Annotated in this window: 25 protein-coding genes and 1 other RNA gene; 4 read left to right on the top strand and 22 right to left on the bottom strand. The window is 60.0% G+C overall.

Annotation, left to right across the window (positions count from 1 at the left end; translation table 11 throughout):
• Window positions 1-84: 84 nt before the first annotated feature.
• The 17 genes from ftsZ to rsmI all read right to left on the bottom strand — a co-directional run bounded on the left by ftsZ (window position 85) and on the right by rsmI (window position 18568).
• Window positions 85-1278 carry a cell division protein FtsZ gene (gene ftsZ, locus QRN31_RS25490; RefSeq protein WP_007943486.1) on the bottom strand — a complete coding sequence of 398 codons (1194 nt, stop codon included), beginning with the start codon at window positions 1276-1278 and terminating at the stop codon, window positions 85-87.
• 71 nt (window positions 1279-1349) lie between these two features.
• Window positions 1350-2609: a cell division protein FtsA gene (gene ftsA, locus QRN31_RS25485; RefSeq protein ID WP_046048247.1), complete on the bottom strand. Its 1260-nt coding sequence runs from the start codon at window positions 2607-2609 to the stop codon at window positions 1350-1352.
• Between the two features lie 15 nt (window positions 2610-2624).
• Window positions 2625-3494 carry a cell division protein FtsQ/DivIB gene (locus tag QRN31_RS25480; RefSeq protein ID WP_090180278.1) on the bottom strand — a complete coding sequence of 290 codons (870 nt, stop codon included), beginning with the start codon at window positions 3492-3494 and terminating at the stop codon, window positions 2625-2627.
• Between the two features lie 4 nt (window positions 3495-3498).
• The gene (locus tag QRN31_RS25475; RefSeq protein WP_222588380.1) at window positions 3499-4467 is read right to left on the bottom strand and encodes a D-alanine--D-alanine ligase; all 969 of its coding nucleotides are present in this window, start codon (window positions 4465-4467) and stop codon (window positions 3499-3501) included.
• Window positions 4464-5924, bottom strand: coding sequence for a UDP-N-acetylmuramate--L-alanine ligase (gene murC, locus QRN31_RS25470; RefSeq protein WP_285435312.1), 1461 nt, complete (start codon window positions 5922-5924; stop codon window positions 4464-4466). The genes QRN31_RS25475 and murC overlap by 4 nt, the downstream gene beginning before the upstream one ends.
• Window positions 5917-6987 (bottom strand): undecaprenyldiphospho-muramoylpentapeptide beta-N-acetylglucosaminyltransferase, encoded by a 1071-nt coding sequence (murG, locus tag QRN31_RS25465; protein WP_285435310.1) that lies wholly within the window; start codon window positions 6985-6987, stop codon window positions 5917-5919. Before murG ends, murC begins: the two co-directional genes overlap by 8 nt.
• Complete coding sequence (ftsW, locus tag QRN31_RS25460; protein WP_414923382.1) at window positions 6977-8194, bottom strand: putative lipid II flippase FtsW; 1218 nt, start codon at window positions 8192-8194, stop codon at window positions 6977-6979. The genes murG and ftsW overlap by 11 nt, the downstream gene beginning before the upstream one ends.
• Window positions 8191-9537, bottom strand: coding sequence for a UDP-N-acetylmuramoyl-L-alanine--D-glutamate ligase (murD, locus tag QRN31_RS25455; protein ID WP_285435308.1), 1347 nt, complete (start codon window positions 9535-9537; stop codon window positions 8191-8193). The genes ftsW and murD overlap by 4 nt, the downstream gene beginning before the upstream one ends.
• A 6-nt stretch (window positions 9538-9543) precedes the next feature.
• Window positions 9544-10626, bottom strand: a complete 1083-nt coding sequence (mraY, locus tag QRN31_RS25450; RefSeq protein ID WP_090180261.1) for a phospho-N-acetylmuramoyl-pentapeptide-transferase — start codon at window positions 10624-10626, stop codon at window positions 9544-9546.
• Window positions 10626-11993 (bottom strand): UDP-N-acetylmuramoyl-tripeptide--D-alanyl-D-alanine ligase, encoded by a 1368-nt coding sequence (locus tag QRN31_RS25445; protein ID WP_285435306.1) that lies wholly within the window; start codon window positions 11991-11993, stop codon window positions 10626-10628. Before QRN31_RS25445 ends, mraY begins: the two co-directional genes overlap by 1 nt.
• Complete coding sequence (locus tag QRN31_RS25440) at window positions 11986-13449, bottom strand: UDP-N-acetylmuramoyl-L-alanyl-D-glutamate--2,6-diaminopimelate ligase (RefSeq protein ID WP_285435304.1); 1464 nt, start codon at window positions 13447-13449, stop codon at window positions 11986-11988. Before QRN31_RS25440 ends, QRN31_RS25445 begins: the two co-directional genes overlap by 8 nt.
• Window positions 13449-15188 (bottom strand): peptidoglycan D,D-transpeptidase FtsI family protein, encoded by a 1740-nt coding sequence (locus QRN31_RS25435; protein WP_222590283.1) that lies wholly within the window; start codon window positions 15186-15188, stop codon window positions 13449-13451. The genes QRN31_RS25440 and QRN31_RS25435 overlap by 1 nt, the downstream gene beginning before the upstream one ends.
• Window positions 15188-15481: a cell division protein FtsL gene (gene ftsL / locus QRN31_RS25430; RefSeq protein ID WP_090180249.1), complete on the bottom strand. Its 294-nt coding sequence runs from the start codon at window positions 15479-15481 to the stop codon at window positions 15188-15190. The genes QRN31_RS25435 and ftsL overlap by 1 nt, the downstream gene beginning before the upstream one ends.
• A complete protein-coding gene (gene rsmH / locus QRN31_RS25425) occupies window positions 15478-16425 on the bottom strand; it encodes a 16S rRNA (cytosine(1402)-N(4))-methyltransferase RsmH (protein ID WP_167360478.1) in 948 nt (315 codons plus the stop codon). The genes ftsL and rsmH overlap by 4 nt, the downstream gene beginning before the upstream one ends.
• The gene (mraZ, locus tag QRN31_RS25420) at window positions 16422-16877 is read right to left on the bottom strand and encodes a division/cell wall cluster transcriptional repressor MraZ (protein ID WP_008147486.1); all 456 of its coding nucleotides are present in this window, start codon (window positions 16875-16877) and stop codon (window positions 16422-16424) included. The genes rsmH and mraZ overlap by 4 nt, the downstream gene beginning before the upstream one ends.
• A 356-nt stretch (window positions 16878-17233) precedes the next feature.
• An RNA gene (gene rnpB / locus QRN31_RS25415) (RNase P RNA component class A) lies at window positions 17234-17587 on the bottom strand.
• Window positions 17588-17662: 75 nt separating this feature from the next.
• On the bottom strand, window positions 17663-18568 hold the full coding sequence (rsmI, locus tag QRN31_RS25410; protein ID WP_285435300.1) for a 16S rRNA (cytidine(1402)-2'-O)-methyltransferase: 906 nt from the start codon (window positions 18566-18568) through the stop codon (window positions 17663-17665).
• Window positions 18569-18744: 176 nt separating this feature from the next.
• Between rsmI and QRN31_RS25405 the strand changes: the two genes are divergently transcribed.
• The 4 genes from QRN31_RS25405 (at window position 18745) to QRN31_RS25390 (ending at window position 22191) form a co-directional block, all read left to right on the top strand.
• Window positions 18745-20556 carry a penicillin-binding protein activator gene (locus QRN31_RS25405; RefSeq protein WP_285435298.1) on the top strand — a complete coding sequence of 604 codons (1812 nt, stop codon included), beginning with the start codon at window positions 18745-18747 and terminating at the stop codon, window positions 20554-20556.
• Window positions 20556-20918, top strand: a complete 363-nt coding sequence (locus tag QRN31_RS25400; protein ID WP_018930123.1) for a YraN family protein — start codon at window positions 20556-20558, stop codon at window positions 20916-20918. The genes QRN31_RS25405 and QRN31_RS25400 overlap by 1 nt, the downstream gene beginning before the upstream one ends.
• A 104-nt stretch (window positions 20919-21022) precedes the next feature.
• A complete protein-coding gene (locus QRN31_RS25395) occupies window positions 21023-21616 on the top strand; it encodes a phosphoheptose isomerase (RefSeq protein WP_008025961.1) in 594 nt (197 codons plus the stop codon).
• Entirely contained in the window at window positions 21613-22191 is a 579-nt protein-coding gene (locus tag QRN31_RS25390) for a BON domain-containing protein (RefSeq protein WP_285435292.1), read from the top strand. Before QRN31_RS25395 ends, QRN31_RS25390 begins: the two co-directional genes overlap by 4 nt.
• 51 nt (window positions 22192-22242) lie before the next feature.
• Here the strand turns inward: QRN31_RS25390 and QRN31_RS25385 are convergent, their stop codons facing one another.
• From QRN31_RS25385 to petA, 5 genes are all read right to left on the bottom strand, one after another.
• The gene (locus QRN31_RS25385) at window positions 22243-22656 is read right to left on the bottom strand and encodes a ClpXP protease specificity-enhancing factor (RefSeq protein ID WP_008037283.1); all 414 of its coding nucleotides are present in this window, start codon (window positions 22654-22656) and stop codon (window positions 22243-22245) included.
• A 16-nt stretch (window positions 22657-22672) separates the two neighbouring features.
• The gene (locus tag QRN31_RS25380) at window positions 22673-23290 is read right to left on the bottom strand and encodes a glutathione S-transferase N-terminal domain-containing protein (RefSeq protein WP_007905304.1); all 618 of its coding nucleotides are present in this window, start codon (window positions 23288-23290) and stop codon (window positions 22673-22675) included.
• 150 nt (window positions 23291-23440) lie between these two features.
• The gene (locus QRN31_RS25375; RefSeq protein WP_222588386.1) at window positions 23441-24223 is read right to left on the bottom strand and encodes a cytochrome c1; all 783 of its coding nucleotides are present in this window, start codon (window positions 24221-24223) and stop codon (window positions 23441-23443) included.
• Window positions 24223-25434 (bottom strand): cytochrome b, encoded by a 1212-nt coding sequence (locus QRN31_RS25370; protein WP_090180233.1) that lies wholly within the window; start codon window positions 25432-25434, stop codon window positions 24223-24225. The genes QRN31_RS25375 and QRN31_RS25370 overlap by 1 nt, the downstream gene beginning before the upstream one ends.
• Entirely contained in the window at window positions 25434-26027 is a 594-nt protein-coding gene (gene petA, locus QRN31_RS25365) for a ubiquinol-cytochrome c reductase iron-sulfur subunit (RefSeq protein ID WP_285435288.1), read from the bottom strand. Before petA ends, QRN31_RS25370 begins: the two co-directional genes overlap by 1 nt.
• Window positions 26028-26283 lie beyond the last annotated feature (256 nt).

Raw genomic sequence — 26283 nt, 5'->3', positions numbered from 1 at the left:
AACTGGTATCAACAAAGGCTGGCGATAATAGCAGACCAGACCTTTGCTGAACACCAATCACCTTCATAGCCCTGATACATTCCATCAATCAGCCTGGCGACGCAGGAAAGCCGGGATGTCCAGGTAGTCCAGATCATCTTGCGGATTCATCTTCGCGGCAGTCGCAGCACCGGCCTGAGCCTGGTTGCGCATGACGGTCGGACGGTCCAGGTCACGGTAGTTTACCGCTGGTTGTTCCTGACGAGCGGGTGCCGATTGTTGCGGCTGGGAAGCCATCGAGGTGTGAACGGTATTGTCGATGACCTTTACAGGCTTCTCGATTTTAGCGCCCAGACCGGTAGCAACCACAGTCACGTGCAGTTCGTCGCGCATGTCCGGATCGATAACGGTACCGACCTTGACCATTGCGTGCTCGGAAGCGAAGGCTTCGATGATGCTACCCACGTCGGAGTACTCACCCAGGGACAGGTCAGGACCGGCGGTGATGTTCACCAGGATGCCGCGTGCACCTTGCAGGTTCACGTCTTCGAGCAACGGGTTGCGAATGGCCGCTTCGGTGGCCTCGCGTGCACGGTTCGGACCGCTGGCGCAGCCAGTGCCCATCATCGCCATGCCCATTTCGCTCATCACGGTGCGTACGTCGGCAAAGTCGACGTTGATCATGCCCGGACGCTTGATGATGTCGGAGATACCGCGAACGGCACCGGCCAGTACATCGTCAGCCTTGGCGAAAGCCGACAAGAGGCTTGCGTCCTTACCGAGGATGGTCAGCAGCTTCTCGTTGGGAATGGTGATCAACGAGTCAACGCTTTCAGACAGCAGACGGATACCTTCGTCAGCGATCTGCATGCGCTTGCGGCCTTCGAACGGGAACGGACGAGTCACCACCGCAACGGTGAGAATCCCCATTTCCTTGGCCACTTCAGCAATGATCGGCGCAGCACCGGTACCGGTACCACCGCCCATGCCAGTGGTGATGAACACCATGTTGGTGCCCTGCAGGACTTCGGCAATGCGCTCACGGTCTTCGAGAGCGGCCTGACGACCTACTTCAGGGTTGGCGCCAGCGCCCAGACCTTTGGTCACGCCGGTACCCAGTTGCAGGATGGTCCGCGCGCCGATGGATTTCAGCGCCTGGGCATCAGTGTTGGCGCAGATGAATTCAACGCCTTCAATGTTGCTCTTGACCATGTGGTTGACAGCGTTGCCGCCGCCTCCGCCAACACCGATAACTTTAATAACCGGGCTTGCGGGGATGTTGTCTACGAGTTCGAACATTTTCCCTCTCCTTTACGTTCTCTAGTTTTTTCGCCTACTGCCTGTATCTACAACGGTGCTGCGGTAAATCTTTAGAAGTTGCCTTGTACCCAGCTCTTGATGCGATCGAGCAAGGCGGCTTTCGGTTCTTCATTGCTGTAGCTGTCGCGGCTGCTGATGCCCGAGAACGAAATCCCGTCGGACTGCTTTTGCAGGCCGTACATCAACAAGCCAACGCCAGTGGAATAAATCGGGTTGCGGACCACGTCATCCAGACCCTTGACGCCGTGAGGCACGCCCAGGCGGACCGGCATGTGGAAGATCTCTTCGGCCAGTTCGACCGCGCCTTCCATTTTCGATGTACCGCCGGTCAGCACGATGCCGGCAGGGATCAGGTCTTCGTAGCCGCTGCGACGCAGTTCGGCCTGGATCAGCGTGAACAGTTCGTCGTAACGCGGCTCGACCACTTCGGCCAGGGCCTGGCGCGACAGCTCGCGCGGCGGACGGTCGCCAACGCTTGGGACCTTGATGGTCTCACCGGCACCGGCCAGCTTGGCCAGGGCGCAGGCGTAGCGAATCTTGATTTCTTCGGCGTACTGGGTCGGGGTGCGCAACGCCATCGCGATGTCGTTGGTCACCTGATCGCCCGCAATCGGGATCACCGCGGTGTGACGGATCGCGCCTTCGGTGAAGATCGCGATGTCGGTGGTGCCGCCACCGATGTCCACCAGGCACACGCCCAGCTCTTTCTCGTCGTCGGTCAGCACCGAATACGCGGACGCCAGCTGCTCGAGAATGATGTCGTCGATTTCCAGGCCACAGCGACGCACGCATTTTTCAATGTTCTGTGCGGCGTTGACGGCGCAGGTCACCACGTGAACCTTGGCTTCCAGACGTACGCCCGACATGCCCAGAGGCTCACGAACGCCTTCCTGGTTATCGATCACGTAATCCTGCGGCAGGGTGTGCAATACGCGCTGGTCAGCCGGGATCGCCACGGCCTGGGCGGCGTCGAGGACGCGCTCAAGGTCGGCGGCGCTGACTTCGCGATCACGAATCGCCACGATGCCGTGGGAGTTCAGGCTGCGGATGTGATTGCCGGCCACGCCGACGAACGCCGAGTGGATCCGGCAACCGGCCATCAGCTGCGCTTCTTCGATCGCGCGCTGAATCGATTGCACGGTGGACTCGATGTTCACCACCACGCCTTTCTTCAGGCCACGGGACGGATGAGTGCCGATCCCGACGATTTCCAGCGTGCCGTCGTCCGAGACCTCGCCGACCAGCGCCACCACCTTGGAGGTGCCGATATCGAGACCGACGATCATTTTGCCGCTTTGCACGTTTGCCATGGGTCCTGCCTCTTCTTAATTCTTCGCGACAGCGGGTTGGGCTGTCGTGGGCGCTACAGGTTCCCGCCAGCCAACAGCGAGGCCGTTGGCGTAGCGCAGATCGATGCGCGCAATGTTCGTAATCTGTTCTTTAAGCGTCTTGTCGTAGATGGCAATGAAGCGGCGCATCTTTTCCACCAGGTTGCCGCGTCCCAGCAGCAGTTCGATCCCCGGACCCGCGCTGCCGGCGCCGGTGGTCAGGAACCAGCTGCCTCGTTCACGCAATTCCAGGCGTGCAATCGAGAAGCCCAACGGCCTGAGCATCTGGCTCAGCACCTGGTATTGCTGCATCACTTGCTGTTGTGCCCGTTGTGGACCGAACAGCTGTGGCAAGTGTTCATAGTTCGCCAGCTCACGCGGGGTGAAGGCCTGCCCCTGGTTGTTCAACAGCGACTCATCGCCCCAACGGGCCACGGGCAGTTGTTCTTCCAGGCGGATCACCACTTGATCCGGCCACACCCGACGCACTTCGGCGTGGGCAATCCATGGCATGGTTTCAAGCTCGGTGCGCATGCTCTCCAGGTCGATGGTGAAGAAGCTCGACGCCACGTACGGGGCGATCCGCTGCTGCACCGCTTGCTGGCTGATGTAACTCAAATCGCCCTGCACGTTGATCTTGGTGATCGGCCGGTCGGCGTACGGCAGCAAACGCTGTGCGCCTTCGTAAGTGCCGAACCCCAGTGCAACCAACAGCACCGGCCAGAACAAGGCTTTGAGAAAGCCGAAATTGGCTTTGGGCAGGCGCGCGGACATCGGCTCTTTCGCCACCATTCGGCTGGCACCCCGCGGCACCGGCTTGCGGCCGGGTACTGGAGGGGGCTGATGTCTCAGCTGTGCGCCTTGCATGGTCTTAACCTCGAGGCTCGTTGTTGCCGGCAATGCTGGCGGCCAAAATCGCCAGAACCAATTGCTGGAAATCCAGACCGGCAGCACGGGCCGCCATCGGCACCAGGCTGTGATCGGTCATGCCCGGTGCGGTGTTGACTTCCAGGAACCAGAACTGCCCGTCGGCGTCCTGCATCACGTCTGCCCTGCCCCAACCGGCGATACCCAGCGCCTCACAGGCTTTCGCCGTGAGGTCCATCAGTTCTTTTTCCTTGTTGCTGTCCAGGCCACACGGAATCCGGTACTGGGTATCGGAGGCCACGTACTTGGCGTCGTAGTCGTAGAAACTGTGCGTCGTGCCCAGGGCAATCGGTGGCAACACCTGGTCACGCAGGGTGGCGATGGTGAACTCCGGACCTTGAATCCATTGCTCGACCAACACTTGCGAATCGTAGGTACTGGCCGCTTTCCAGGCGTCGATCAACTCCGGCGCGGAGGTCACTTTGGCCATACCGATACTTGAACCTTCATGGGCCGGTTTGACGATCAAAGGGAAGCCCAGTTCCGTCGCTGCCGAAATACAATCGGCCTCGCAACTCAGTACGGCGTGGCGTGGCGTCGGAATCCCGAGGCTGTGCCAGACCTGTTTGGTGCGCAGCTTGTCCATCGCCAGTGCCGAGGCAAGAATGCCGCTGCCGGTGTACGGAATGCCCAGGCACTCGAGCAGGCCCTGCATGCTGCCGTCTTCACCGCCACGACCGTGGAGAATGATGAAGGCGCGGTCGATTTTTTCGTTCAGCAGACGCTGCAACAGGTCATCGCCCACGTCGAGGCCGAACGCGTCCACCCCGGCGCTCAGCAGCGCGTCGAGAACAGCGTTGCCCGACTTGAGGGAAACCTCACGCTCGGCACTCTTGCCGCCGAACAGCACGGCAACGCGGCCGAAGTCTTTCGGTGCGATCGTGGAGACGAGGTTGGCGTAGGCAGCAGTCATTTCAATTTCCCCGGAGTCGGTGCGGCAACAGCACCCGCGAATAGCGGGCTGGCCAACAGTTTCGGGGCGAGACCACCGATATCACCGGCGCCCTGGCACAGCAGGATGTCGCCGGCACGCAGCAGCGGCTTGACCAGCGGCGCAAGGTCGACACCGCGCTCGATGTAGATCGGGTCGAGCTGGCCCCGCTGACGAATGCTGTTGCACAGCTTGCGGCTGTCGGCGCCCGGGATCGGTTCTTCACCGGCCGGATAGACTTCCATCAGCAGCAACACGTTGGCGTCGGCCAATACATTGACGAAATCGTCGTACAGGTCGCGGGTGCGGCTGTAACGGTGCGGCTGGTAAACCATCACCAGACGGCGCTCCGGCCAGCCACCGCGCACGGCTTTGATTACAGCGGCGACTTCAGTCGGGTGGTGACCGTAGTCGTCGACCAGCATCACGTTGCCGCCCTCGACCGGCAGTTCGCCATAGACCTGGAAGCGTCGACCGACACCCTGGAACCCGGACAGGCCCTGGACGATGGCCTCATCGCTGACGCCCTCGTCGGAGGCGATGCAGATGGTCGCCAGCGCGTTCAATACGTTGTGGTTGCCCGGCATGTTCACCGAGACATCCAGCGGTTCGCGATCAGGGCGCAGCACGGTGAAGAAAGTCTGCATGCCCTGCTGGCGCACATTGATGGCGCGCACGTCGCAGTCATCGCCGAAGCCGTAGGTAACCGTAGGACGTTTCACCAGCGGCAGGATTTCACGCACCACCGGATCGTCCAGGCACACCACCGCCAGACCGTAGAACGGCAGGTTGTGCAGGAACTCGACGAAGGTTTTCTTCAGTTTGTTGAAGTCGCCGTCGTAGGTCGCCATGTGGTCGGCGTCGATGTTGGTGACCACGGCCACCAGGGGCTGCAAGTGCAGGAAGCTCGCATCGCTTTCGTCGGCTTCGGCGATCAGGTAGCGGCTGGTGCCGAGTTGGGCATTGGTGCCCGCGGCATTCAGACGGCCACCGATGACGAACGTCGGGTCCAGGCCACCGGCCGCGAACACCGAAGCGATCAGGCTGGTGGTGGTGGTTTTGCCGTGGGTCCCGGCGACAGCGATGCCGTGGCGATAGCGCATCAGCTCGGCCAGCATCTCGGCGCGTGGCACCACAGGAATGCGGCGTTCCAGTGCGGTGGCGACTTCCGGGTTGGAGGTGTTCACGGCACTCGACACCACCAGCACGTCGGCAGAAGCGGCGTTCTCGGCACGGTGGCCGATGAAAATGTGCGCACCGAACGATTCAAGACGCTCGGTCACCGGCGACGCTTTCAGGTCGGAACCGGACACTTGATAGCCCAGGTTCAACAACACTTCGGCGATGCCGCACATGCCCACGCCGCCGATGCCGACGAAGTGGATTTTACGGATGCGGCGCATTTCCGGTTGCGGCATGGCTTTCTGATTCTCAACCATGGGCCACCTCCAGACAGGTATCGACCACGTTACGGGTTGCATCGGGTTTGGCGAGGCGGCGTGCCGCGCTGGCCATGTCATTGAGTCGTTGCGGTTGCATCAGGACCTCTGTCAGGCGTGCGGCAAGATCCGCTGCGCCAGTCGTTCTTTGCGGCAACAGGAAGGCAGCGCCTTCACGGGCCAAATAATCGGCGTTGCGGGTCTGGTGATCGTCGATCGCGTGGGGCAAAGGCACCAGCAACGAGGGCAGACCGGCGGCAGCCAGTTCACTGATGGTCAATGCGCCTGCGCGGCACACCACCAGGTCGGCCCAGCCATAGGCTTGAGCCATGTCTTTGATGAAGGGCTGCACTTGCGCCTCGACGCCAGCCGCGCGATAGCGCTCTGCAGTCACTTCATCGTGGTTTTTGCCGGCCTGATGAAACACTTCCGGGCGCAGGTCGGGGGCGACTTGCGACAGGGCTTCAGGCAGCAACTTGTTCAACGGTTCTGCGCCCAGGCTTCCACCCAGGATCAGCAAACGCGCCTTGCGACCGGCCAGGGCCTGTCGCGGTGTTTCGAGGAACAGCTCGGTGCGCACCGGATTACCGGTGGTCCGACGGCTGTCCGACAGGGTAAAGGTGTCGGGGAACGCTTCACAGACTCGGGCGGCCAACGGCACCAGCAACCGATTGGCGGTACCGGCCACCGCGTTCTGCTCATGAACGATCACCGGCACGCCGGCCAGTTTGGCTGCGACACCGCCGGGACCGGTCACAAAACCACCGAAGCCGACGACACATACTGGCCGCAGCTGGCGAATGATCGCCCGCGCCTGCCAGACAGATTTGAGCACCATGAACGGGGCCTTGAGCAGGGACAATTTGCCCTTGCCGCGCACGCCGCTGGCGTTGATCCGATGCAGCTCGATACCGGCCATCGGCACCAGGTCGTTCTCGATGCCACGGGGCGTTCCAAGCCAGTGCACGGTGTAACCGCGGGCCTGAAACTCGCGAGCGCAAGCCAGCGCCGGAAACACGTGGCCGCCGGTGCCGCCCGCCATGATCAATACGTTAGCGCCCATGGGTCGACTCCTCGGCGAAGTCGCTCTCTTGGAATTCCATTTCTTCGCTGCCCAGGTGGGTTCGACTCTCCCACTCGATGCGCAACAACAACCCAAGGCAAGCACCGCAGATCACCAACGAACTGCCGCCATAACTGAGGAACGGCAGGGTCAGGCCCTTGGTCGGCAGCAGACCGACGTTCACGCCGATGTTGATCAGGAACTGGCCGATCCACAGGAACGACAAGCCGTACGCAATGTAGGCGGCAAAGAATTGCTTGGCCTTCTCGGCCCAATAACCGATGTACATGCCGCGAATACACACGAAGACGAACAGCGCGACCGTGCACAAGGAACCCACGGCCCCCAGCTCTTCGGCCAGGACCGAGAACACGAAGTCGGTGTGGGCTTCCGGCAGGTAGAACTGTTTCTGCACGCTGTTGCCCAGGCCAACACCCAGCCATTCACCGCGACCGAAGGCGATCAATGCCTGCGACAACTGATAGCCGGCGCCGAACTGGTCGGCCCATGGATCGGCAAAGTTGGTCAGACGCGCCATTCGATAGGGTTGCACTTGAATCAGCAACACCACCGCCGCAACCGCCAGGACCACCATCAGGGAAAACCGGAACAGCCCGACCCCGCCAAGGAACAGCATCGCCGCGGCGGCCCCCATCATCACGACGGTGGCACCGAAGTCAGGCTCCATCAGCAGCAGGCCAGCCATTGGCAATAGAACGATGAACGGCTTGAAGAAGCCCATCCAGCTTTCACGTACCTCTTTCTGGCGACGCACCAGGTAACCGGCGAGGTAGATCACCACGAACACCTTGGCGATCTCGGAAGGCTGAACGTTGAAGAAACTGAAGCCGATCCAGCGCATCGAACCGTTCACTTCACGGCCGATCCCCGGAACGATCACCATCACCAGGAGACCGAACGCACCCAGCAGCATCAGCCAGCCCAGGCGCTGCCAGGTGGCGATCGGAATCATCATGGTGATGACGCAGGCGCCCAGTCCCAGCACGATGTAGATAAGGTGGCGAATCATGTAATACAGGGCGCTGCCCGATTGCGCCGCCGCCACTTCGGTCGAGGCCGAGGCGATCATGACCAGCCCGAGGCCGATCAAGGCCAGGCAACCGGCGAGCATCGGGAAGTCGAGGTCGATACCGCGCCCGGTGATGATCGGCGACGGGTAAGGCTTGATGATGTTTCGCAGGCTCATGCCAGATCCTCCACGGCGCGGACGAACTGGTGACCACGGTCTTCATAATTCTTGAACATGTCGAAACTGGCGCAGGCTGGCGACAGCAGCACCACATCGCCCGGTTGTGCAGCGGCGCGGCATTGCTCCACCGCTTCAACCAGCGAACCGACCCGGATCAACCGCACCGCATCGCCGATGGCCTCACCGATCTTGTCGGAGTCGCGCCCCATCAAAATGACGGCGCGGCAGTTGGCGGCCACGGGATCACGCAGATCCTTGAACTCGGCGCCTTTGCCGTCGCCCCCGGCGATCAACACCACCTTGCCGTCAATGTCCGCGCCCAAACCTTCGATGGCGGCCAGTGCGGCGCCGACGTTGGTGGCTTTGGAATCGTTGTAGTAGCTCACGCCATCCAGGTCACGGACCCACTGGCAGCGATGCTCAAGCCCGGCAAACGTGCGCAGGCTCGACAGCATGGCGTCGAATGGCAGGCCGACGGCATGGCCCAGCGCCAACGCCGCCAGGGCATTGGACTGGTTATGGGCGCCACGGATTTTCAACTCGCGCACCGGCATCAGGTTCTGGAATTCAAACGCCAGGTACTTCTCGCCGTTTTCTTCGCGAATGCCAAAGGCCTTGAAATCAGGTTTGCTCAGGCCGAACGTCCAGCACGGCTGACCTTCGCCCATCAACGGACGGCTCAGGGCGTCCTGACGGTTGACCACAAACTGCCTGGCCCCGCGGAAAATCCGGTGCTTGGCCAGGTGATAGGCCGGCAGGCCGCTGTAGCGGTCCATGTGGTCTTCACTGACGTTGAGCACGGTGGCCACTTCAGCGTTGAGTTGGTCAGTGGTTTCGAGCTGGAAGCTCGACAATTCCATCACGTACAACTCGACGTCATCGCTGAGCAAATCCAGCGCCGGCGTACCGAGATTGCCGCCCACTGCGACGCGCTTGCCCGCCGCTGCCGCCATCTCGCCGACCAGGGTGGTCACGGTGCTTTTCGCGTTGGAACCGCTGATGGCCACAATCGGCGCCTTCGCATTTCGCGCGAACAGCTCGATGTCGCCGGACAATTTCACGCCACGGGCGGCGGCAGCCTGCAGGGCCGGGGTCGCCAGGGCTAGGCCGGGGCTCACGTAGAGCTCGTCGGCGCGGCACAGGAATTCGACGTCCAGCTCGCCACAACGCACTTCCACGTGCGGATAGTCACGCTTGAGCGTGGCCAGTTCCGGTGGATTTTCCCGCGTATCGGCCACGGCAAACGACGTGCCCCGGTTCGCCAGGAAGCGAACCAGGGACATGCCGCTCTTGCCGAGGCCGACAACGATGCGGAAGTGGTCAGAAGCGATCAGAGACACGAGTTTCTACCTCAGCTTCAGGGTGGCAAGGCCGACCAATACGAGAATCACGGTGATGATCCAGAAACGGACAATCACGCGCGGCTCAGGCCAGCCCTTGAGTTCAAAGTGGTGGTGAATCGGTGCCATGCGGAACACGCGGCGACCGGTCATCTTGAAAGAAGCAACCTGGATAACCACCGACAGGGTTTCCATCACGAACACGCCGCCCATGATGAACAGGACGATTTCCTGACGGACGATCACCGCGATGGTGCCTAGGGCCGCGCCCAGCGCCAGTGCGCCGACGTCACCCATGAAAACCTGTGCCGGATAGGTGTTGAACCAGAGAAAGCCCAGGCCCGCACCGATCAACGCGCCGCAGAACACGATCAACTCACCTGCGCCGGGGACGTAGGGAATCAGCAGGTATTCGGCGAATTTCACGTTACCCGACAGGTAGCAGAAAATGCCCAGGCCACCACCGACCATCACGGTCGGCATGATCGCCAGGCCGTCGAGGCCGTCGGTCAGGTTAACGGCGTTGCTCGAGCCGACAATCACGAAGTAAGTCAGGACGACGAAGCCTATGCCCAACGGAATGCTGTAGTCCTTGAGCATCGGCAGGATCAGCGTGGTTTCCACCGGCGAGGTCGCGGTCATATAAAGGAAGATCGCTGCGCCGAGGCCAAACACCGACTGCCAGAAGTACTTCCAGCGGCTTGGCAAACCTTTGGAGTTTTTCTCGATCACCTTGCGGTAGTCATCGACCCAGCCGATAGCGCCGAACAGCAATGTCACCAGCAAAACGGTCCAGACATAGCGATTGCTCAGGTCAGCCCAGAGCAAGGTGCTGACGCCGATGGACGACAGAATCAGCGCGCCGCCCATGGTCGGGGTGCCGGATTTGGACAGGTGCGATTGTGGACCGTCGTTACGAACGGATTGACCGATCTGACGGTTCTGCAAAGTGCGGATCATCCACGGGCCATAGCACAGCGACAAAACCAGCGCGGTCAGCACACCGAGGATCCCGCGCAGGGTCAGGTACTGAAAGACCGCGAAGCCTTTGTAGAACTGTTGCAGATACTCCGCTAGCAGCAGCAGCATTAATGTTTCTCCAGACTGGACCCGCACAAAGCGGCGACGATGTTTTCCATCGCAGCGCTGCGCGAGCCCTTGATCAAAATAGTGGTGTTTGTGTCCTGCTCGGCGCCGAGTGCCTTGATCAGTTCAGCCTGAGTGCTGAAGTGAAAAGCTTGCGGGCCGAAAGCGTTTACGGCGTGAGCCATCAATGGCCCGACAGCGTAAAGCGCGGAAACCTTGCCGCGGGCGTACTCGCCCACATCCCGGTGCCCCTGCTCCGCCCAGTCGCCCAACTCGCCGATATCCCCGAGCACCAGAACGGTGCGGCCGGAAAAGCCGGCGAGTATATCAACGGCCGCGCACATGGAGGTGGGGTTCGCGTTGTAGGTGTCATCGATCACGCGCATGCCATTGCTGGCCAGTTGCGCGACGGTGCGGCCCTTCACCGGTTGCACCGCGCCGAGACCGGTGGCAATGCCCAACAGCGACACGCCCAAGGCGTGTGCGGCGGCAGCGGCAGCCATGGCGTTGGCGACGTTATGGGTGCCGAGCAGGTTCAGTTGAACGCGCTCCACACCTTCAGGGCTGTGCAGATTGAAGGACGGGCAACCGCGTGCATCGCGGTCCAGATCACTGGCGTAGAAGTCGGCGCTGACATTGCTCAAGGCAAACGTCAGGACTTTGCGGCCGGCAGCGCGGGTCTTCCAGATGCCGAACGCCTTGTCGTCCAGATTCAGAACGGCGACGCCATCGGCGTCCAGCCCTTCAATAATCTCGCCCTTGGCTTCAACAATTTTTTCCGGCCCGCCGAACTCGCCAACATGGGCAGTCCCGGCGTTGTTCAGCACGGCCACATGCGGTTTGGTCATGCCGACTGTGTAGGCAATTTCACCCAGACGCGACGCGCCAAGCTCGATCACGGCAGCGGTGTGTTCCGGTGCGAGTTCGAGCAAGGTCAACGGCACGCCGAGGTCATTGTTCAGGTTGCCACGGGTCGCCAGCACCGGACCGCGCGTACGCAGGATGCTCGCGAGCATTTCCTTGACGGTGGTCTTGCCGCTGGAACCGGTGATTGCGGCGACCGGGTTGGTGAACGCTGCACGGTTCATCGCGCCCAACTGGCCAAGGGCCTGGCGAGTGTCTTTGACCACCAATTGCGGCAGCGCACTGTCGGCGACTTCACGCTCGACCAGCGCCGCGACGGCGCCTTTGTTTGCCACGTCATTCAAATAGTCATGACCGTCGAAGCGCGGACCGGTCAGGGCAATAAAGAGTTGGCCGGGCTTGATCGCGCGGCTGTCGATGCTGACGCCATCGAACGTGGCGTCGGCCACGACCATCCGACCGCTCAGTGCGCTGGTCAGCTGGCTCAATTTGCAGGGCTTAAGCATGAGCTACCTCCCATGCGGTCAAGGCATGATCAGCCTCGACCAGGTCGGAGAAATCGTGACGCTCGCCGTTGATTTCCTGATAGTCCTCGTGACCTTTGCCGGCCAGGACAATCACGTCGTCCACCGAAGCGCTGGCGATCAATTGGGCAATCGCCTGGCCACGGCCCGCGACGAAGGTGACTTTATCCACGTTGGTGAAACCGACACGGATGTCGTCGAAAATCACGGCTGGATCTTCGGTGCGCGGGTTGTCATCGGTCACCAGCACGCCATCGGCCAGACGCTCGACCACTTCGGCCATCAGCGGACGCTTGCCGCGATCGCGATCACCGCCGCAACCAAACAGGCACAGCAAGCGACCTTTGGCGTGGGGACGCAGGGCCATCAAGACTTTTTCCAGAGCATCGGGCGTGTGGGCGTAATCGACCACAACCAAAGGTTGATTGCCGCCGCCAAGACGCTGCATGCGACCCGCCGGGCCTTCGAGCTTCGGCAGGACCTTGAGGATTTCGTCCAGCGCGTAATCCAGGCCGAGCAAGGCGCCGACCGCAGCCAGCACATTGCTCAGGTTGAAACGACCGAGCAGCGTGCTGCGCAAATGATGCTCGCCCTGGGGCGTGACCAATGTGGCGCGTACGCCTTCGTCATCGAACTGCGCTTCACGGCAATAAAGGTAGGCGCTGGTGTTTTCCAGACTGTAGGTAATCAGGCGCGACTCGCCTTTATCGGCGGCCAATTGGCGGCCGAACTCATCGTCGAGGTTAACCACCCGGCACTTCAAATCGTTCCAGGCAAACAGCTTGGCCTTGGCTTCGCCATAGGCTTGCATGGTGCCGTGGTAATCCAGATGATCGCGGGACAGGTTGGTCATCACCGCCACGTCAAACGCCAGCGCAGTTACGCGACCTTGATCCAGGCCGTGGGAAGACACTTCCATGGCCACGGCTTTGGCGCCGGCCTTTTTCAGGTCAGCCAACATCGCTTGCACGGCAATCGGGTTCGGCGTGGTGTGCAATCCACTTTCGAGTGCTCCGTAGAAACCAGTGCCCAGGGTGCCGACAATGCCGCAGTGCTGGCCGAGCAGGTCCAGGGCTTGCGCGACCAATTGCGTGACGCTGGTTTTACCGTTGGTGCCGGTCACGCCGATCAGATTCAGGTGCCGGCTCGGGTCGCCATAAAAACGCCCGGCAATGTCCGACAGCTGCGCCGCGAGGCCTTTGACCGGAATCAATGGCACGTCGGTGATCGGCAGCACGGTGGCGCCTTCAACCTCATACGCCACGGCGGCAGCACCACGCTGCAACGCATCGGCAATGTGCGCACGACCGTCGAACTTGCCGCCCGGAACGGCGAGAAACAGGTCGCCAGCGCGCACATTGCGGCTGTCCAGGGTCAGTTCGCGGATCAACAGATCGCGGCCGGCGTGGGCGAAAATCTTGTTCAGGCTCAGAGACATCAGCCGCGCCCTCCATTGGCTTTCAGTGGAACGACCGGTGTTGCATTAGCGGTTTGAGTCGGCGGCAAGTTGTCCGGGGTGATGTTCATCAGGCGCAGGGTGCCGGACATCACTTTGCTGAACACCGGCGCCGAAACCAGACCACCGAAGTAACCGGCCTTGGTCGGTTCATCGATCACTACCACGATGGCGTAACGCGGATCGCTCATCGGGCCGAAGCCTGCGAACAGCGAGCGGTAGGAGTTTTCTGCATAGCCTTTGGTGCCGACCGAAGTCTTGCGCGCGGTACCCGACTTGCCTGCCACGTGGTACGCCGGCACTTGCGCACGGAACACGCCGCGCGGAGCTTCGATCACCTGGGTCAGCATGCCTTGCATGGTTTTCGCGACGGCTTCGGGCAACACTTGTGTGGTTTGCGGCGCCTTGTCGGTCTTGATCAGGGTCAGCGGTGCGATGCGGCCGTTGTTGGCCAGGGCCGAGAAGGCGTGGACCAGTTGGATCGCGGTCACGGAAATACCGTAGCCGTAGGACAGCGTGGCGGTTTCAGCCTTGCGCCATTCGCGGTAGTTCGGCAGGTTGCCAACGCGCTCGCCCGGGAAGCCGAGGCCGGTGTCCTGGCCGAGGCCGACTTTCTGCGCGAGACGGAAAATGGTTTCGCCGCCGATGTCGAACGCGACCTTACTCATGCCGACGTTACTGGAGTTGATCAGAATGCCGGTCAGGTCGAGCACTGGACCTTCGGTCTTGGAAACGTCCTTGATGGTGTATTTACCAATCTGCAGGCTGCCTGGGTACACCTCGACGGTATCGCTCGGTTTCCAGCGCCCGGTTTCGATCGCGGCGCTCATGGAGATCGCTTTCATGGTCGAGCCCGGCTCGAACACGTCGATCATGGCGCGGTTGCGCATCATCGCCGGTTGCAGGTTGCGACGGTTGTTCGGGTTGTAGGTCGGCTGGTTGACCATGGCGAGGATCTCGCCGGTCTTCACGTCCATGATCACCAGGCTGCCAGCCTTGGCGCCGTTCTCGATGATCGCGTTACGCAGTTCACGGTTGGCCAGGTATTGCAGACGCAGATCAATGGACAACGCCAAGGGCTTGCCGGCCTTGGCGTTTTTGGTGACCTGGACATCCTTGATAAGTCGGCCGCGCCGATCCTTGATGACCTGTCGCTTGCCGGCGACACCGGCGAGCCATTCGTCATACGCCAGCTCGACGCCTTCACGCCCGTGGTCATCAATGTCGGTAAACCCGACCATGTGCGCGGTGACTTCACCGGCCGGGTAGAAGCGCCGGAACTCTTCGATGCCGTAGACGCCCGGCACTTTCAGATCGAGCACAGACTGGCCCTGCTCGGGGGTCAGCCCGCGCACCAGGTAAATGAATTCTTTGTTGGCCTGTGCTTCGAGACGCTCGGCCAGGGCTTTGGGGTCTTGCCCCAGCGCTGCTGCCAGTGCCGGCCATTTCTCTTTGGCCAGCTGCATTTCCTTGGCGTTGGCCCACAGGGTGGTGACCGGCGTACTCACGGCCAATGGCTCGCCGTTACGGTCGGTGATCAGACCACGGTGAGCAGGAATCGGGATGTGTCGAACGCTGCGCGCATCGCCCTGACCTTTCAGGAAGGCACGATCGACCACTTGCAGATCGATGATACGCCAGCAAATCGCCACGACCATGATGCCGAGCAAACCCAGGACCACGCGGAATCGCCATGGGAACAGTGCGCCTTCGAGCTTCATCATGGCGTCACCATCTTCACTTCAGCTGCGCCAGGAATGCGCATCTTCAGTTGCTCGGTGGCCAGGACTTCGATACGGCTGTGGGCGGTCCAGGTACTTTGCTCAAGAATCAACCGGCCCCACTCCGCTTGCGCCTTGTCGCGCACGCTCAACTCGTTGTACAGCGAGTTCAACAATTGACGGTTCCAGTGAGCGCTGTAGGACACGCCAATGGCCGACACGAGCACGGCCAGAAACAGCAGCAGCATGAAAAAGCTTCCGCCGGGAAGTGGCTTGGCGAAAAGCTTGCTCACCGCAGCTTCTCCGCGACGCGCATGACGGCGCTACGGGAACGTGGGTTGGCTTTGAGTTCGGCGTCGGAGGCCGTCTGCGCTTTGCCATGGACTTTGATTTTCGGTTCGAAGGCTACGTGGCGAACCGGCAGGTTGCGCGGCAGGTTGTCGGCTTCGCCTTTTACCAGCTTGCGCATGAACAGTTTGACGATGCGATCTTCAAGCGAATGGAAGCTGATGACGACCAGACGACCACCGATTTCCAGGCAGTCCATCGCGGCTTCAAGGCCGGCTTCCAGATCGCCCAGCTCGTTGTTGACGTGAATGCGCAGACCCTGGAATGCACGGGTTGCCGGGTTTTTGCCCTTTTCCCATGCCGGGTTGGCGACTTTCAGGACTTCCGCCAGATCGGCTGTGCGTTCGAACGGCTTGATGTCGCGACGTTCGGCCACGGCACGAGCCATGCGACCGGAGAATCGCTCTTCGCCGTATTCCTTGAATACCCGGGCAATTTCTTCCACTGGCGCGGTGTTGACGAACTCGGCTGCGCTGATCCCGCGAGACGGGTCCATGCGCATGTCCAGTGGGCCGTCATTGAGGAAACTGAAGCCGCGCTCAGGGTCGTCGAGTTGTGGCGAAGACACGCCGAGGTCGAGCAAAACACCGCTGACCTTGCCGTGCAGGCCGCGCTCGGCCACTTCCGAACCGAGCTCGGCAAAGCTGCGCTGCACAACGACAAAGCGGCCGTCTTCGGCCGCCAGCGTCTGCCCGGTGGCAATCGCTTGAGGATCTTTGTCGAATCCGAGGACCCGACCATCGGGGCCCAGTTGGCTGAGGATCAACCGACTGTGCCCGCCGCGACCGAACGTACCGTCCAGATAGCAGCCATCAGGACGTACGGCGAGAGCCTCGACGGCTTCGTCAAGCAGTACGGTGATGTGGTTAAAGCCGCTATCAATAGTCACAGGATCAAATCACGCAGTTCATCAGGCATGGCGCCCGGTTGTTGAATAGCAGCCAGGTCAGCGGCAGAAACCGCATCCCAGGCATCCTCGTCCCACAATTGGAACTTGTTCAGTTGGCCAACCAACATCGCGCGTTTATCCAACTTGGCATATTCACGAAGACGCGGCGGAACCAGAAAACGACCACTGCCATCGAGCTCGAGGTCGACGGCATTACCAATCAGTAAACGTTGCAGGCGGCGGTTCTCTTCGCGAAGCGAAGGCAGTGCGCGCAGTTTGGTTTCAATAATTTCCCACTCATCGAGGGGGTAAACACACAAACACGGATCAACGGCATCAATTGTCACGATCAACTGACCGGAACTACGCGAAACGAGCTCGTCACGGTACCGGCTCGGCATGGCGAGACGGCCCTTTGCGTCGAGACTGATAGCGTTAGCTCCGCGAAACACGACAGCGTTTCTCCAAATATTAGCGTTTTACGTTCAAAAAACCCACTTCATGCCACTTTCCGCCACTTGCGCACACTATAGGAATGCGGCCACCGCACCGTCAAGGCGCGCTTTAAAGGAAAAGCCTTACAGAACTGAGATTTAGGAAGCTAAAGAGAGGGGAAACGACTATCCGGCAGGTGAATTTGTCCGATAACTTGAATGCGCACAGAAGGCTGCGTTCGAAAGTTAAAGTAGTTTGTTAAGAGTAAGATTTTTTTGGTATTACGAAAGTGCTTCTGCTGATGATTCTGGAAGGAGGGAAATTGCTATCACCGGCACCCTGCTCAATGATTTAAGCAGAGGGGAGAAAAAAGGTGGAGAGTCGATCTGTAAGCCGGGTTCTGTCTTGAACAGTCATTCGTCTACGATGGCCATCACTGGACATCTTTAGCAACCTACCCGGTCCCAGCGCGGGCCACGCCTTGGGACCCTATTTGGTCTTGCTCCAAGTGGGGTTTACCTAGCCACGAACTGTTGCCAGACGTGCGGTGCGCTCTTACCGCACCTTTTCACCCTTACCGGCGCCGAAGCGCTTAGGCGGTTATTTTCTGTGGCACTTTCCGTAGGCTCACGCCTCCCAGGCATTACCTGGCACTTCGCCCTATGGAGCCCGGACTTTCCTCCCCCCCCTAATTTTCATAGAGGGCAGCGACTGTCCAATCGACTCTCCGCCGCGAAGGTTAACGGCACAGCGACCGAAGAACAAGCGCTAAACGCCTTCGGCCGCGCCTTTACGTCGGTTTTCACTCACCTTTTTGCCTGTCGAGAGCGACCTGATAGAGCACATTCTTGCGTTCGCCGGTAATTTGCGCCGCCAAGGCCGCCGCACGTTTGAGCGGCATCTCTTCGAGCAACAGATCGAGGATGCGCATGGCTTCACTGCTGACCGCATCTTCAGTCTCTGGCGCCGCCCAGCCTGCGACCAACACCACGCACTCACCGCGCTGCTGATTGCTGTCCGACTCGACGAACTGGCGCAACTCGGCCAGCGGCAAACCTTTAAGGGTTTCGAACGTTTTGGTCAGTTCACGCGCCAGCAACGCCGGACGCTCAGCGCCGAATACCAGCTCCATGTCCTGCAAGCATTCCAGGATACGGTGTGGCGCCTCATAAAAAATCAGCGTGCGCGGCTCTTCCTTGACTTGCTCAAGACGAGCACGACGACCGACCGTCTTCGCTGGCAGGAAACCCTCGAAGATAAAGCGGTCCGACGGCAGCCCCGCCGCCGACAGCGCTGCGATCAATGCACAGGCACCCGGCACCGGCACAACATTGATTCCAGCGGCGCGGGCCTGACGCACCAGGTGATAACCAGGATCGGAAATCAGCGGTGTGCCGGCATCGGAGATCAGCGCAACATCGTCGCCCGCCAGCAGACGGGTGATAAAACGACTACCTTCATCCCGTTCGTTGTGCTCATGACAAGCCGCCAGCGGCGTGGGAATGCCAAAATGCTGCATCAATCGCTGGGAGTGACGGGTGTCTTCAGCCGCGATCAATGCAACGTCACGCAGGATCTTCAGCGCACGTGCGCTGATGTCGTCCAGGTTGCCGATGGGCGTCGCCACCACATAAAGCGAGCCAGCAGCGGAATTCAAAGCACCTGGAGCAGTCAAAGCGCACACCTCATGATCGGTAAAAGGCGACATTGTAGCGCGTACCGGCGCTTGCGATACGCCCCGCCCTCCCCGGGATTTCCAGTCATTTGTGCGCCACTGCAACATTTGCACGAGCTAAATTGATCGATTCACGCCAGTAACATCGCGCCCCGGCCAGTGCTTGGGTACAATTCCACGCTAATTTGATCGAGTATCAGGAACACTACATGATCGCTTGCCTGCGGCTGTTCACTGCCCTCTGCCTCGCTGCCTTGCTGGCGGCTTGCGCCAGCTCGCCCTCTTCCAGCCTTGGCGAACTTCCACGGACCCCGGATGCCAGTATCGAGCAACTGCTCGATCAGGCCGCTCAAAGCAAGGACGCGGAGAAAGCCTCGCTGCTGCGCCTGAGCGCGGCAGACCTGGCCTATCGTCAGGGTAACGCCGGCCAGTCCGCGCAAATCCTGCAACTGGTTCCGCTGGAACAACTCAAGCCAGCGCCACAAGTCTTCGCCAGCACCCTGGCGGCGGAACTGGCCATGACGCGTAATCAGCCCAAGGCTGCATTGACGGCCTTGAGCCATCCAAGCCTGCAACATCTCGGCGAACTTCCGGTCGAGCAACAGGTGCGCACAGGCACTGTCCATGCTCGCGCCCTTGAAGCCGATGGCCAGACACTCGCCGCCGCACGGGAGCGCATTTTCATCGCGCCAATGCTCAGCGGTGATGCGGCCAGCAAGAACCACGAAGCGATCTGGATCCTGATTGCCTCGTTGCCGACCGATCAACTGCAACCGACCACCTCCGACGACCTCGGCGGCTGGATGGGCCTGGCGCTGGCGGTGAAAACCGCGGGCACCCTGGAGCAGCAGCAAGCCGCGATCGACAACTGGCGCGCCCAGAACCCCAAGCACCCGGCGGCCATCCAGCTGCCGTTGCCACTGACCAACCTCAAGGAACTGGCCAGCCAGTCCCTGAGCAAAATCGCGCTGCTGCTGCCGCAAGACGGCCCGCTGGCATCGGTTGGCAAAGCACTGCGCGAAGGCTTCATGGCCGCTCATTACCAGGCGCAACAAGCCGGGCAGAAGCCGCCAGCCATCGAGTTCTATGACAGCTCGAAGCTGACCTCGATGGACGAGTTCTATCGCAAGGCCCAGGCCGACGGCGTGCAACTGGTGGTCGGTCCGCTGGAAAAGCCGCTGGTCAAACAGCTCAGCGCTCGCCCACAACTGCCGATCACTACCCTGGCCCTGAACTACAGCGAAGGCGAACAAGGTCCGCCCCAGCTTTTCCAGTTCGGTCTTGCAGCTGAGGATGAAGCTCGCGAAGTGTCCCGTCGCGCACGCGCCGATGGCCTGCATCGCGCCGCCATCATGGTGCCGAAAGGCGAATGGGGCGATCGCGTACTGAGAGCCTTCAGCCAGGATTGGCAAGCCAACGGCGGCACCATCATTGCCACCGAGCGTGTCGACCAGCCGGTCCAGTTGGCCCAGCAGATTGCCGACATGTTCCAGCTGCGCCAGAGTGAAGGTCGCGCCAAGAGCCTGCAAAGCACCGTCGGCTCGCAAGTTGCGGCCCAGCCTTCGCGCCGCCAGGACATCGAATTCATCTTCCTGGCTGCCACACCGCAACAAGCCCAGCAGATCAAGCCGACCCTGAACTTCCAATACGCGGGTGACGTGCCGGTTTACGCCACTTCCCACGTATTCAGTGCCAGCGGCGACGTGAATCAGTACAACGACATGAACGGCATTCGCTTCTGCGAAACCCCATGGTTGCTGGACGCCAACGATCCCCTGCGTAAACAGGTCACCGCGCAATGGCCACAAGCCGCCGGCAGCCTGGGCCGCCTGTACGCAATGGGCGTCGATGCCTATCGCCTGGCACCGCGCCTTGGGCAACTCAAGGCACTGCCGGACAGCCGCATCGAAGGTCAGTCGGGTAGCCTGGGCATGACCCAGAATCAACGGGTGGTTCGCCAGTTGCCGTGGGCACAGTTCGTCAACGGCCAGGTTCAACGCCTTCCGGACACTGCGCGCTAATGCCCGACAGGTCACGCCAGCAAAGCGGCAAGGATGCCGAGCGCCATGCGCTCGAGCATCTTCAACAACAAGGTCTGCGCCTGCTGGCGCAGAACTGGTTGTGTAAACGTGGCGAGCTTGATCTGGTCATGCTTGATGGCGATACAGTAGTATTCGTTGAAGTTCGCTACAGAAAAAACACCCAGTGGGGTGGCGCACTCGATAGCATCGATGGGCGCAAACGGCAGAAACTGATTTTCGCCGCGCAGTATTTTCTTCAGCGCGAGTCGCGCTGGGCCGATTCCCCCTGCCGCTTCGACGTGGTTGCCATCGACAGCAGCCTTGATCAGTTGAACTGGATGCAAAATGCCTTCGACTGCTGATCGCTTGCGCCCCGAACCGGACACCCACACCCAACACTTTTGCTCTTTGCTTTGCGGGCTGCACATTCATGTGCCAAGTAGCCGCGCTAATTAAGGTCACACAGATGGACATGCAATCCCGAATTCGCCAGCTTTTTCAGGCCAGTATCGACACCAAGCAAATGGCGATGGACGTACTTGCACCGCACATCGAGCAAGCCAGCCAGGTGATGGTCAACGCCCTGCTCAACGAGGGCAAAATGCTTTCGTGCGGCAACGGTGGCTCCGCCGGCGATGCACAGCACTTTTCGTCCGAGCTGCTCAATCGCTTCGAGCGTGAACGTCCGAGCCTGCCAGCCATTGCGCTGACCACCGACAGCTCGACGATCACCTCGATTGCCAACGATTACAGCTACAACGAAATCTTCTCCAAACAGATCCGCGCCCTCGGCCAGCCAGGCGACGTATTGCTGGCGATTTCCACCAGCGGCAACTCGGCGAACATTATTCAAGCGATCCAGGCCGCACATGATCGCGAAATGATTGTCGTAGCATTGACCGGTCGCGATGGCGGCGGCATGGCATCGCTGCTATTGCCTGAGGACGTCGAGATTCGCGTACCGGCCAATGTCACTGCACGTATTCAGGAAGTCCACCTGCTGGCGATCCATTGCCTTTGCGATTTGATCGACAGCCAACTGTTCGGGAGTGAAGAATGACCCCTAATCGCCTAGGCCTTCTGGCCTTGACCCTGTGCCTCGGCATCAGCGGCTGCACATCAGTGGTTAACGCCAGCCGTGAAGCGCCTATCGAAGATGACCGCGGCACACGCACCTTCGGCAGCAAGATCGACGATTCCCTGATCGACACCAAGGTCGGCGTGAACATCGCCAAGGCCGATCCGGCTCTGGATAACGATTCGCACATCGTCGTCACCAGCTTCAACGGTGTTGTGTTGCTCGCCGGGCAAACCCCGCGCGCCGACCTCAAGGCCAAGGCCGAACAAGCCGCTTCGGCTGTTCAGCGGGTGAAGACGGTTCACAACGAACTGCAGATTCTGCCACCCTCCAGCTTCCTCGCCCGCCAGAACGACACCTGGCTGACGTCCAAGATCAAGACCCAGATGCTCACCGACCCGAACATCCCGGGCTCGCGCATCAAGGTTGTCACCGAGAATGGCATCGTCTACTTGCTCGGCCTGCTGACCAAGCAGGAAGCGGAACAGGCGACCAACCTGGTACAGGGTGTTTCCGGCGTGCAGAAGATCGTGAAGCTGTTTGAGTACATCGACTGACGCGTAAATCGCAGGCACAAAAAAGGCGATCCATATGGATCGCCTTTTTTATTACTTCACCACTTTCAAACTGGGTCGACCGCTGGGACGCGGCGGCTCGCTGTCGGGTGGCGGAAGATCATCATCCGGCTCGATCTCTTCCTCGTCCTCCATGGGCGATTCCAGATCGAACACCATGCCTTGGCCATTCTCCCGAGCGTAAATGCCCAGGATCGATGCAATAGGCACGTACAGGGTGTGCGGCACGCCACCGAAGCGCCCTTCGAAGCTGACCGCTTCGTTGTCCATGTGCAGATGACGCACGGCGGCCGGTGATACGTTCAGGACAATCTGTCCGTCACTGGCAAAACCCTGAGGCACCTGCACCGACGGATACTCGGAATTGACCAGCATGTGCGGGGTGCAATCATTGTCCACAATCCACTCGTAGAGCGCGCGGACCAGATAAGGTCGACTGGAGTTCATAGCGGCTCCTTAAGCCTTAGCGCATATCGCGTTCGACACCAGACAGACTCGCCTGGAAAGCCTCACGCGCAAACGAGCGCTCCATGTAATCAAGCAACGGCTTGGCAGGCCGCGGCAGTTCAATACCCAAAATCGGCAATCGCCAGAGTATTGGCAATAGGCAGCAATCCACCAGACTTTGTTCCTCACTGAGGAAAAACGGCTTGTCGGCGAACAACGGCGACACGCCGGTCAGGCTTTCGCGCAGCTCTTTACGAGCCACGACACGGGCTGCTTCCTTGGTCCGCGAATCCAGGATCAGATCCACCAGACCACACCAGTCGCGCTGAATACGATGAATCAGCAAACGGCTGTTGGCACGCGCCACCGGGTAAACCGGCAGCAGTGGCGGGTGCGGGTAACGCTCATCCAGATATTCCATCACCACGGTCGACTCCCACAACGCCAGGTCACGATCGACCAGGGTGGGCAGACTTCCGTAAGGGTTCACTTCAATCAGTTTAGGCGGCTGGCGACCAGCTTCCACGTAAATGATCTCTGCGCTGACACCCTTCTCTGCAAGTACGATGCGCACTCGGTGGGAATAGTGGTCGGCGGGGTCGGAGTAACAGGCCAACCGATTGGTCACGCCCATGGCGGTCCTCCTCGCTTGTTGAAATTATCGGAAGCGGAAAAACGCGCGCGCCCAGAGGACGCCTCCCGTAACGCCTGGCTCACCAGACTCGTTACACCTTCAGAGACGCCCCTGGGCGCGCGCGATTAACAGCAATTACTTAAAGCTTTATCAATGGACGTCTTTCCAGTATTCGCGCTTGAGCAAGTAAGCGAATACGAAGAAGAACGCCAGGTACAGCAACACATAGGTACCGATGCGCTGATGCTGCAGCTTCACCGGGTTGGCCGAGTAGGCCAGGAAGGTCACCAGATTCTTGACCTTCTCGTCGAACTGCTCTGCGTTCAGCGTGCCGGTTTTCGGCAACACAGTCAGCTGGTCACACGCTTCATGAGTCAAAGCAGTGCCTGTCAGCGGATCATATTGCTTTTTGCCGTCTTCGACGATTTGAACTTGTTTGCAGCCTACCACCTGACGACCCTGCAGGCCGACCAGAACGTTAGGCATCCCGACGTTCGGGAAGACTTTGTTGTTCACACCCCAAGGGCGCGCCGGGTCTTCATAGAACGAACGCAGGTAACCATAGAGCCAGTCGGTACCGCGAACACGAGCGACCAGGGTCAGGTCGGGCGGTGCCGCACCGAACCAGGTCTTGGCGTCTGCCGGCTGCATGCCGATGCTCATGTGGTCGCCAATCTTGGCGCCAGTGAACACCAGCTTGGAGAGCATCAGGTCGTGCGGGATGCCAAGGTCATCGGCAACACGCTCGTAACGCTGGAACTTGGCGCTGTGGCAGCCCATGCAGTAGTTGGCGAATGTACGCGCGCCATCCTGCATGGCCGCTTTGTCGGAAACGTCGATGTCGACCTTTTCCAGCTCGGGACCACCGTGCTCAGCCGCGAAGGACAGAACAGGCATGGCAGCAAGAATCAGTACAGCAAATAGTTTTTTCATCAGCCAGTCACCCTTTCCGGAACCGGTTTTGTCTTCTCGAGCCGGGTGTAGAACGGCATCAGAATGAAGTAGGCGAAGTACAGGAAGGTACATACCTGCGACAGCAACGTCCGCTCAGGGGTTGGGGCCAGAACGCCCAGAATGCCCAGGATCACGAACGCGATGCAGAACACCCAGAGCCAGATCCTGCTCAGCCAGCCTTTGTAGCGCATCGACTTGACCGGACTCCGGTCGAGCCACGGCAGCACGAACAGCATGGCAATCGAAGCACCCATGGCGATTACACCCATGAGTTTGTCCGGAATCGCCCGCAGAATTGCGTAGAACGGGGTGAAGTACCAGACCGGAGCGATGTGTTCAGGGGTCTTGAAGGCGTTCGCCACTTCAAAGTTCGGCTTCTCGAGGAAGTAGCCGCCCATTTCCGGGAAGAAGAACACGATCGAGCAGAAGATGAACAGGAACACCACCACGCCGACGATATCTTTCACGGTGTAGTACGGGTGGAAGGCAATGCCGTCCAGCGGTACGCCGTTTTCGTCCTTGTGTTTCTTGATGTCCACGCCGTCCGGGTTGTTCGAACCAACTTCGTGCAACGCCAGGACGTGCAGCACCACCAGACCGAGAATCACGATCGGCAAGGCAACCACGTGCAGGGCGAAGAAGCGGTTCAGAGTAATGCCGGAAATCAGGTAGTCACCACGGATCCACTGGGTCAGGTCGTTGCCGATGACCGGGATCGCACCGAACAGCGAGATGATCACCTGGGCACCCCAGTAGGACATCTGGCCCCACGGCAGCAGGTAACCCATGAAGGCTTCAGCCATCAGCGCCAGGTAGATCAGCATCCCGAAGACCCACACCAGCTCACGCGGCTTCTGGTACGAACCGTAGAGCAAGCCACGGAACATGTGCAGATAGACCACGATGAAGAACGCCGAAGCGCCGGTGGAGTGCAGCAGACGCAGGATCGAGCCGTACTCGACGTCGCGCATGATGTATTCGACGGAAGCAAACGCCTCTTCCGCCGACGGGGTGTAGCTCATGGTCAACCAGACACCGGTAACGATCTGGTTAACCAGAACGAGCAATGCCAGCGAGCCAAAGAAGTAGAAGAAGTTGAAGTTCTTCGGGGCGTAGTACTTGCTGAGATGGTCTTCCCACATTTTGGTCGCGGGAAAGCGCGCATCAACCCAATCCATGAACTTGCTCATCACGCTTTCTCCGTATCGACGCCGATGACAATGATCTCATCGGTCTCATAGGAATGCGGGGGAACTGGCAGGTTCAAAGGCGCAGGTTGCGACTTGTAGACGCGGCCAGCCAGATCGTAGTGGGAACCGTGGCAAGGGCAGAAATAACCACCTACCCAGTCCTTGCCCAGATCAGCAGGTGCCACTTCCGGACGGAAGGTCGGCGAGCAACCCAGGTGCGTGCAAATACCGATCAGCAGCAGAACTTCTGGCTTGATCGACCGCGTTTGCGGGTCGACATAAGTCGGTTGCGTCGAGTTCTTGGAGGTCGGGTCAGACAGCTGGCCCTCGATCTTCTTCAGATTCCCCAGGATTTCCGCAGTACGGCGGACAATGAACACCGGCTGACCGCGCCACTCAGCAATCATCTGCTGGCCTGGCTCGATTTTGCTGACATTCACCTTCACCGGTGCACCTGCGGCTTTCGCCTTGGCACTGGGAAACCATGACCCCACGAACGGGACCGCAGCCCCCACCGCTCCTGCAGCACCCACCACGGATGTGGCTGCTACCAAGAAGCGACGCCGGCCTGCATTCACGCCGTCATTGCTCATTCAGTCCTCTCCCATCAGCTTTGTGGCCTGTTAAATCAGGCGTCTACTAAGTAAAAATCTGAACTTATAAAAATTTTGCCGAATGGTAATGAAAAGCCCCAATTCTGACAAGGTAATTACCGAAGGGCTCCACTGCCAAGCCTTGCAGTATAGGGCCTCTACGGCTGTGGCAAGTTGTCACAGCGCAATTCTTTGATAAATAACGCGCATAAAAAAACGCCCAGCTTCGCGAGGAAGTTGGGCGTTCTTTTTGAAC

The sequence above is a fragment of the Pseudomonas sp. fls2-241-R2A-110 genome, assembly GCF_030209165.1.
In the GTDB taxonomy this organism is placed as follows: domain Bacteria; phylum Pseudomonadota; class Gammaproteobacteria; order Pseudomonadales; family Pseudomonadaceae; genus Aquipseudomonas.
The sequence above is the reverse complement of the archived record's forward strand: the minus strand, read 5'-3'. Positions and strand labels throughout refer to the sequence as shown.

Excerpts from the sequence above, each read along its gene's own strand:
- ftsZ (WP_007943486.1), bottom strand. The coding sequence starts at position 1,278 with ATGTTCGAACTCGTAGACAACATCCCCGCAAGCCCGGTTATTAAAGTT.
- ftsA (WP_046048247.1), bottom strand. The coding sequence starts at position 2,609 with ATGGCAAACGTGCAAAGCGGCAAAATGATCGTCGGTCTCGATATCGGC.
- QRN31_RS25480 (WP_090180278.1), bottom strand. The coding sequence starts at position 3,494 with ATGCAAGGCGCACAGCTGAGACATCAGCCCCCTCCAGTACCCGGCCGC.
- QRN31_RS25475 (WP_222588380.1), bottom strand. The coding sequence starts at position 4,467 with ATGACTGCTGCCTACGCCAACCTCGTCTCCACGATCGCACCGAAAGAC.
- murC (WP_285435312.1), bottom strand. The coding sequence starts at position 5,924 with ATGGTTGAGAATCAGAAAGCCATGCCGCAACCGGAAATGCGCCGCATC.
- murG (WP_285435310.1), bottom strand. The coding sequence starts at position 6,987 with ATGGGCGCTAACGTATTGATCATGGCGGGCGGCACCGGCGGCCACGTG.
- ftsW (WP_414923382.1), bottom strand. The coding sequence starts at position 8,194 with ATGAGCCTGCGAAACATCATCAAGCCTTACCCGTCGCCGATCATCACC.
- mraY (WP_090180261.1), bottom strand. The coding sequence starts at position 10,626 with ATGCTGCTGCTGCTAGCGGAGTATCTGCAACAGTTCTACAAAGGCTTC.
- QRN31_RS25445 (WP_285435306.1), bottom strand. The coding sequence starts at position 11,993 with ATGCTTAAGCCCTGCAAATTGAGCCAGCTGACCAGCGCACTGAGCGGT.
- QRN31_RS25440 (WP_285435304.1), bottom strand. The coding sequence starts at position 13,449 with ATGTCTCTGAGCCTGAACAAGATTTTCGCCCACGCCGGCCGCGATCTG.
- QRN31_RS25435 (WP_222590283.1), bottom strand. The coding sequence starts at position 15,188 with ATGAAGCTCGAAGGCGCACTGTTCCCATGGCGATTCCGCGTGGTCCTG.
- rsmI (WP_285435300.1), bottom strand. The coding sequence starts at position 18,568 with ATGTCGCCTTTTACCGATCATGAGGTGTGCGCTTTGACTGCTCCAGGT.
- QRN31_RS25405 (WP_285435298.1), top strand. The coding sequence starts at position 18,745 with ATGATCGCTTGCCTGCGGCTGTTCACTGCCCTCTGCCTCGCTGCCTTG.
- QRN31_RS25400 (WP_018930123.1), top strand. The coding sequence starts at position 20,556 with ATGCCCGACAGGTCACGCCAGCAAAGCGGCAAGGATGCCGAGCGCCAT.
- QRN31_RS25395 (WP_008025961.1), top strand. The coding sequence starts at position 21,023 with ATGGACATGCAATCCCGAATTCGCCAGCTTTTTCAGGCCAGTATCGAC.
- QRN31_RS25390 (WP_285435292.1), top strand. The coding sequence starts at position 21,613 with ATGACCCCTAATCGCCTAGGCCTTCTGGCCTTGACCCTGTGCCTCGGC.
- QRN31_RS25385 (WP_008037283.1), bottom strand. The coding sequence starts at position 22,656 with ATGAACTCCAGTCGACCTTATCTGGTCCGCGCGCTCTACGAGTGGATT.
- QRN31_RS25380 (WP_007905304.1), bottom strand. The coding sequence starts at position 23,290 with ATGGGCGTGACCAATCGGTTGGCCTGTTACTCCGACCCCGCCGACCAC.
- QRN31_RS25375 (WP_222588386.1), bottom strand. The coding sequence starts at position 24,223 with ATGAAAAAACTATTTGCTGTACTGATTCTTGCTGCCATGCCTGTTCTG.
- QRN31_RS25370 (WP_090180233.1), bottom strand. The coding sequence starts at position 25,434 with ATGAGCAAGTTCATGGATTGGGTTGATGCGCGCTTTCCCGCGACCAAA.
- petA (WP_285435288.1), bottom strand. The coding sequence starts at position 26,027 with ATGAGCAATGACGGCGTGAATGCAGGCCGGCGTCGCTTCTTGGTAGCA.